Raw genomic sequence first — 6,190 nt, forward strand, 5'->3', positions numbered from 1 at the left:
CGTTCACCCAGAAAGCGGGCGTTAGCGAAGTTCTGGTCATTGGCGGTGGTGTTGACAATCCGGTTGGTCAGTTTGCCTCCAGCATCGAAGTGCTGAACACGGGTTTGATTCAGAAATATGGCATCACTGATATCGGTGTGGCGGGCCATCCCGAAGGTAGCCCCGACATAAGTGACGAAGAAATCGTCGAAGCGCTTGCTCTCAAAAATGAGTTGGCCAAGCGCGATGGCCTGAACCTCTATATCGAAACACAGTTCTGTTTCGAAGCTGACATTGTTTTGGCCTGGGAAAAATCAATCCGCGAGGCTGGCAATAATCTGCCAATCCGCGTCGGTATTCCGGGGCCTGCCACAATCAAGACCTTGTTCCGCTTTGCCCAGGTATCGGGTATTGGCCCATCAATGCGCTTTATCGCCAAACAGGCCAAGAATGTAGCCAAATTGATGACTGTACAATCGCCGCATATACTTCTTGATAACCTTGCCGAAGGTATGGCGGCTGACAAAGATTGCATGATTAAGCATTTCCATTTTTATCCGTTTGGTGGCTTTGCCAAAACGGCAGCTTATGCACAGGCTATCGCTGATGGGCAAATCAAAAGCTTGCCTAAAGGTGGCTTCGAAGCACTTGTTGCGTAATCTCAGTCGGCGTAAGTAAGTGCTGATACGCCGCTTTGGCTGATCAAATTTATCTGATGCGACAATGCTGATTGCCTTCGGCTTTCTTTTGTGTGTCCTAATATCATTTACTGTCGAAAAAAAACAAAAGCTAGAAACACTACAACGCTAAAAAAATTTAATACCAGAATTGGCAAGCCATATTTAGAAAGTTAGGCACATGACCAAAACGCTTATTTCATCCGATAAACAGGAAATTACCATTGGTTTTGAGGCACCCTTTTGTGTCATTGGCGAGCGTATCAATCCGACGGGTCGTAAATTACTAGCAGCCGAAATGGCGGCTGGTGATTATTCGCGGGTTATAGCAGACGCCATAGCACAAGTTGAAGCTGGTGCAACTATGCTTGATGTGAATGCGGGCATCCCGATGGCTGACGAACCGGCCATTCTGGCTGAGTCAATCAAGTTGGTTCAGGAAGTTGTCGATGTGCCGCTGGCGATTGACAGTTCGATTGTTGCCGCGCTTGAAGCGGGTCTATCTGTTTATAAAGGTAAGCCGTTGGTAAATTCGGTAACAGGCGAAGAAGAACGCCTTGAAGTCGTTCTGCCACTGGTCAAGAAATATGGCGCGGCTGTTGTTGCAATTTCAAATGACGAAACTGGCATTTCTGAAGATCCGAATGTCCGTTATGAGGTTGCCAAAATGATTGTAGAGCGCGCTGAGGATTACGGTATTCCGCGCGAAGATGTCATTGTTGATCCGCTAATCATGCCAGTTGGCGCGATCAATATGGCGGGGCGTTCGGCGTTGGATCTGATTATTCGGTTGCGAAATGAACTCAAGGTCAACACAACTTGTGGGGCTTCTAACATTTCCTTTGGTTTGCCCAATCGACATGGCATGAATGCCGCCTTTTTGTCAATGGCAGCAGGTGCAGGCATGACATCGGCGATCATGAATCCGCTTCATTCTGAAGAAATGACAGGTATAATGGGTGCCAATGTTATGAATGGTAATGACCCTGAATGCCGTAACTGGATCAAGCGTTTTCGCGAACCTGTTGCTGAAGGATCTGGTGGTCGCGAACGTCGCCAGACGCGTCGTAGCCGCAGTGCCTAGGGGCATGTCCGATTACGATAGGCAAGCTATATGAGCACAGATACAACCATCGCCGATGCCCCCGATGCAAACCCGAGTGGCAAAACAGATGTCAAAATTGTTTTCACGCCATCAGGCCGTCAGGCTAAAGTCGCGCAGGGAACAACTGTTTTACAGGCTGCGCGCGAACTTGGCGTTGATATAGACTCGGTTTGTGGCGGCCGGGCGATGTGCGGACGCTGCCAGATCAATGTTGGCACTGGTGAATTTGCCAAACATGGTATCGTATCAGGGGCTGACAGTCTTGGCGCGGTAACGGCGGTTGAAACCCGCTATGCGGGTAAGCGCGGTCTGGCTGATGGGCGGCGGCTATCCTGTCAATCTGTCCTGCTTGCCGATGCGGTGATTGATGTGCCACCTGAAAGTCAGGTGCATAATCAGCTTGTTCGCAAGGCGGCGGATGAGCGTCAAATCGAAATGGATCCGGTTGTGCGTCTGTGCCTTGTCGAGGTGCGCGAGCCCGATATGCATGAACCATCTGGGGATTTTCGTCGTCTGTCCGAAGCCTTGGCACAGCAATGGCCAGATCGTGTATCAGGCGAAATCACTTGTGATTTACATATTCTTCAGCAATTACAACCTGTTCTGCGCGAAGGGAAATGGCTTGTTACGGTCGCCTTGCGTGATGGCTGTCATGTGACGGGTATCTGGCCTGGCCTCAAGGAAAAGGTTGTTGGCGTTGCTATTGATGTGGGCTCGACAACCATGTCGGCGCATCTTTGCGATATGGCAACGGGTGCGGTGCTGGCATCAACGGGTGCCATGAATCCGCAAATTCGGTTTGGCGAAGATCTGATGAGTCGGGTGTCTTATGGCATTATGAATCCTGACGGGCCTGCTGAAATGACCAAAGCCGTCATCGCGGGCTTGCAGACACTTATTGATGGGGCTGCTGAACAGGCTGGCATGTCGAGCGATGACGTAGTCGAAATTGTTCTGGTTGGTAATCCAGTTATGCATCACCTGCTTTTGGGTATTGATCCGCTAGAGCTTGGCGGCGCCCCCTTTGCGCTGGCTATTGATACCGCCCTCAGTCTGAAAGCCTGCGACCTTGGCCTAGCTTTGAACCAAGGTGCCCGCGCCTATATCCTGCCATGTATTGCGGGGCATGTTGGGGCTGATGCTGCCGGTGTCGTGCTTGCCGAAGCGCCGCAGAAAACCGATAAAATGACATTGCTTATTGACGTGGGCACCAATGCCGAGATTGTCGTGGGTAATCGTGACCGGCTTCTGGCCGCATCTTCACCGACAGGGCCTGCCTTTGAAGGGGCGCAGATTTCATCTGGACAACGTGCCGCCCCCGGGGCGATCGAGCGTGTGCGCATTGATCCGGTAACGCTGGAACCGCGTTTTTGTGTTATTGGCGTTGACCAATGGTCGGATGAAGATGGTTTTGACGAAGCGGTAAAATCCACTGGCATTACCGGTATATGCGGATCGGGAATCATTGAAATTCTGGGCGAAATGTATTTATCCGGCATCATCACGATGGATGGTGTGATTGATGGCGGCAAAGCGGCGATCAGCCCGCGGATTGAGGCTGATGACCGCACATTCCGCTATCGTGTCAGCGACAATGTAACCGTCACCCAGAATGATGTGCGCGCGATCCAGCTGGCTAAGGCGGCGTTGTATGCTGGTTTCCGTTTATTGATGGATAAGATCAATATCAGCCAAATCGACAAGGTTGTGTTGGCTGGTGCCTTTGGTACACATATTGATCCCAAATATGCGATGGTGCTTGGCATGATCCCCGATTGCGAGCTTGAAAATGTTCGGGCGGCAGGAAATTCAGCAGGTGCAGGTGCGCGCATGGCCTTGCTGAATAAAGGTGCCCGCGCTGAAATTGAACAGACTGTGCGCAATATCGAAAAAATCGAAACCGCGATTGAACCCTCATTTCAGGATCATTTCGTCAAGGCGATGGCGATCCCGCATAAAAGCGATCCCTATGCCAAACTGGCGGCAATGGTTCCATTGCCCGAACGCATTCTGACAGCACAGGATGCCCCCGCGCTTGAAGGAGGCCGTCGGCGAGGTGGCCGTCGGCGTTCCAGCTAGGCTGTTACTATTCGCTTATGCTCTTGTCTTTATCCTTGGTATCGCTGGTATCATCTTGCATCATTGTGTTCAGCCTGTTTGTAAGCGACTTCGCCCGAAGCCAGCTGGCGATGAATATCCAGCCTAGCGCCAGTCCGGCAATCAGATAGCTGGCCCAGATAAACCCGCCAAATTGTCCCATTTCGAATAGGCTGTTCATGATATGCCACCATCCTTGCCAAGGCGCTTTAATTCAAGCGTGGCGATGCGTCGTGCGGTGATCAGCGCCCGCATGCGCATAATCACGACTAGGGCAAAATAGCCATGACAGGCAATCAGCATCAGAATAAGCGGCGTCAGCATCGACGGATCAATGGCAGGCCCCCCACGGCGCAGGATACTGGCTGGTTGATGCAATGTATGCCACCAATCAACCGAGAATTTGACTATCGGCACATTGATTACCCCAACTAGCGCCAGCAAGGCGGCTGGGCGACTGCCACGCTCAGGGCGGTCAAAGCCGTTCGCCAGTGCGATCACGCCAAGATAGAAGAAAAACAGGATCAGCATCGAGGTCAATCGTGCATCCCAAACCCACCATGCGCCCCACATGGGCTTGCCCCATAAGGCACCTGTTATCAGCGTCAGAAAGGCAAACATGGCACCAACAGGCGCTATCGCACGGGCGGCAATATCCGCTAGTGGATGCCGCCAGACAATATAGAATAAGCCGCATAATCCCAATCCGACATAGCCAAACAAGGCCAGCCATGCTGCTGGTACATGGATATAGATGATCCGCACGGTTTCGCCTTGCTGATAATCAGGCGGCGAGGCAAACAGCCCCAGATACAGCCCATAGGCCATCGTCACCGCTGTTATTAATAATAGCGGGCGGAACAGCCAGTCGGCGATGCGCATAAAGCGCGTTGGGTTTGCCAGAAAATCAAACATGCCTGTGTGATATAGCCCTTTTTGTTAAAATCACAATATCCAGCCTCATGATCCGCTACCGCCGTCGCTTTCGATCAACGCCATCGCCGCCACCGGTGGTGCCAATGCCAGCAACAGCAACGCCAACGCCCCCAATAGCATAAGATGAGGCGTCACGATCATGGTCATATTAGGTTGCGAGGCCATTACCCCAAATATCAACACTGGTACAGCCAGAGGCAACACCAGCAAAGCCATCAGGCCGCCACCGCGCCGTGCGCCATGTGCCAATGCCGCGCCCATGATCCCCAGCAAGGTCAGGCAACAGCTTCCCACAGCCAGTGCCACAATTAACGCACCCAGTTGATGCAATGGCATGGCAAGCATGATCGCCATCAAAGGCGTTGTCAGCAACAAAGGCACGCCGGTTTTCACCCAATGCGCTACGGCTTTGGCCAGCGCATAAAGCCCTAATTGGTAAAACCCGCCGATTGCGGGTTCGCCAGACATTTCATCAACCACCGGAATACTGATCTGGTCAAGCCAGCCATCACGCACATCATCAGCAAACAGACTGTCAAATCCAGCCAGAATCGATAACAGTGCCGCGATCCAGATGATCGGTACGGCCAGCGGTTTCAGAATCGCCGCCGACGGGCCAAAAGCCAGCGGAAACAAGGCGATAATGATAACAAAGAAAATCAGCATGACCGCGACATCCTGTCGGCTACGCCAGGCGATGGTCAGATCACGTTTTATCTGCGCGTAAACACTATGCATCTATGTGCGCCTTATGCCCTAGCGTCCATATCTGCCGTGTCTTGCCAAGCGTTGCACCCAGATCGAGATGCGTTGCCGCCAGCACCATGCCGCCATGGTCAATATGCGCGCAAATAATGCGATCCAAAGCTGTACGTGCATCATCATCAAGCCCTACATTCGGCTCATCCAGAAGCCATAAGGCTGTTTTCGGGCCAAGCATCAACCGTGCCAGTGCCAGCCGTCGCCTTTGCCCGCGCGACAATAGCCGCACCATGCTATCGGCAAACCCCATACAGCCCAGTGCTTCGAGCGCTACTTCAATCCTGTAATCGTCAGCATAGCCCGTCATCGCGGCCCAGCTTTGCAGATTCTCACGCCCGCTCATCAGACTTGACAGACCATCCTGATGCCCCACATAAAGCCGCGCCGCTTCGCCGCCAGCTACCTCGCCGCTAGCTACCACGCTTGTATGTGTCCTATATGTGATAGCACCGCTTGCCAGAGGAAGCCGTCCGGCAATCGCGCGCAACAAGGTCGTTTTGCCGACACCATTCGCACCATGCACAAGGCCAAGCTGTCCATTATCAAGATGGTTGCTGAATTCATGAATGACCGGCCTGATGCCACGCAGAACCGTCACCGCGTCAAGCCGAAGCCCCGGTTGCTCGTTCCCCGG

At 52.6% G+C, this 6,190-nt stretch carries 7 protein-coding genes; 3 read left to right on the forward strand and 4 right to left on the reverse strand.

Annotated features, from left to right (window positions below; genetic code table 11):
* The 3 genes from ACTF7Q_RS09930 to ACTF7Q_RS09940 all read left to right on the forward strand — a co-directional run.
* Positions 1-638 (forward strand): methylenetetrahydrofolate reductase (locus tag ACTF7Q_RS09930; RefSeq protein WP_438997680.1); only part of this gene is annotated, 638 nt, incomplete at its 5' end.
* A 199-nt stretch (positions 639-837) separates the two neighbouring features.
* Entirely contained in the window at positions 838-1,740 is a 903-nt protein-coding gene (locus tag ACTF7Q_RS09935) for a methyltetrahydrofolate cobalamin methyltransferase (RefSeq protein WP_438997681.1), read from the forward strand.
* A gap of 30 nt (positions 1,741-1,770) precedes the next feature.
* On the forward strand, positions 1,771-3,840 hold the full coding sequence (locus tag ACTF7Q_RS09940; protein ID WP_438997682.1) for an ASKHA domain-containing protein: 2,070 nt from the start codon (positions 1,771-1,773) through the stop codon (positions 3,838-3,840).
* Positions 3,841-3,847: 7 nt separating this feature from the next.
* On the opposite strand, the gene ccmD is transcribed toward ACTF7Q_RS09940, so the two are convergent.
* From ccmD to ccmA, 4 genes are all read right to left on the reverse strand, one after another.
* The gene (gene ccmD / locus ACTF7Q_RS09945) at positions 3,848-4,039 is read right to left on the reverse strand and encodes a heme exporter protein CcmD (protein WP_438997683.1); all 192 of its coding nucleotides are present in this window, start codon (positions 4,037-4,039) and stop codon (positions 3,848-3,850) included.
* A complete protein-coding gene (locus tag ACTF7Q_RS09950; protein WP_438997684.1) occupies positions 4,036-4,773 on the reverse strand; it encodes a heme ABC transporter permease in 738 nt (245 codons plus the stop codon). The genes ccmD and ACTF7Q_RS09950 overlap by 4 nt, the downstream gene beginning before the upstream one ends.
* A gap of 45 nt (positions 4,774-4,818) precedes the next feature.
* Positions 4,819-5,532, reverse strand: a complete 714-nt coding sequence (gene ccmB, locus ACTF7Q_RS09955) for a heme exporter protein CcmB (protein WP_438997685.1) — start codon at positions 5,530-5,532, stop codon at positions 4,819-4,821.
* Positions 5,525-6,190, reverse strand: a 666-nt coding sequence (gene ccmA / locus ACTF7Q_RS09960) for a heme ABC exporter ATP-binding protein CcmA (protein WP_438997686.1), incomplete at its 5' end; no start/stop codon positions are given. The genes ccmB and ccmA, both read right to left, overlap by 8 nt.

Origin of the sequence: Puniceispirillum sp. (SeqCode) (assembly GCF_965657105.1) — a bacterium.
Taxonomy (GTDB): Bacteria; Pseudomonadota; Alphaproteobacteria; order Puniceispirillales; family Puniceispirillaceae; genus Puniceispirillum.

Bases quoted from the DNA above. Each gene is read 5' to 3' on its own strand.
- ACTF7Q_RS09950 (WP_438997684.1), bottom strand. From the start codon at position 4,773: ATGTTTGATTTTCTGGCAAACCCAACGCGCTTTATGCGCATCGCCGAC.
- ACTF7Q_RS09940 (WP_438997682.1), top strand. From the start codon at position 1,771: ATGAGCACAGATACAACCATCGCCGATGCCCCCGATGCAAACCCGAGT.
- ccmB (WP_438997685.1), bottom strand. From the start codon at position 5,532: ATGCATAGTGTTTACGCGCAGATAAAACGTGATCTGACCATCGCCTGG.
- ACTF7Q_RS09935 (WP_438997681.1), top strand. From the start codon at position 838: ATGACCAAAACGCTTATTTCATCCGATAAACAGGAAATTACCATTGGT.
- ccmD (WP_438997683.1), bottom strand. From the start codon at position 4,039: ATGAACAGCCTATTCGAAATGGGACAATTTGGCGGGTTTATCTGGGCC.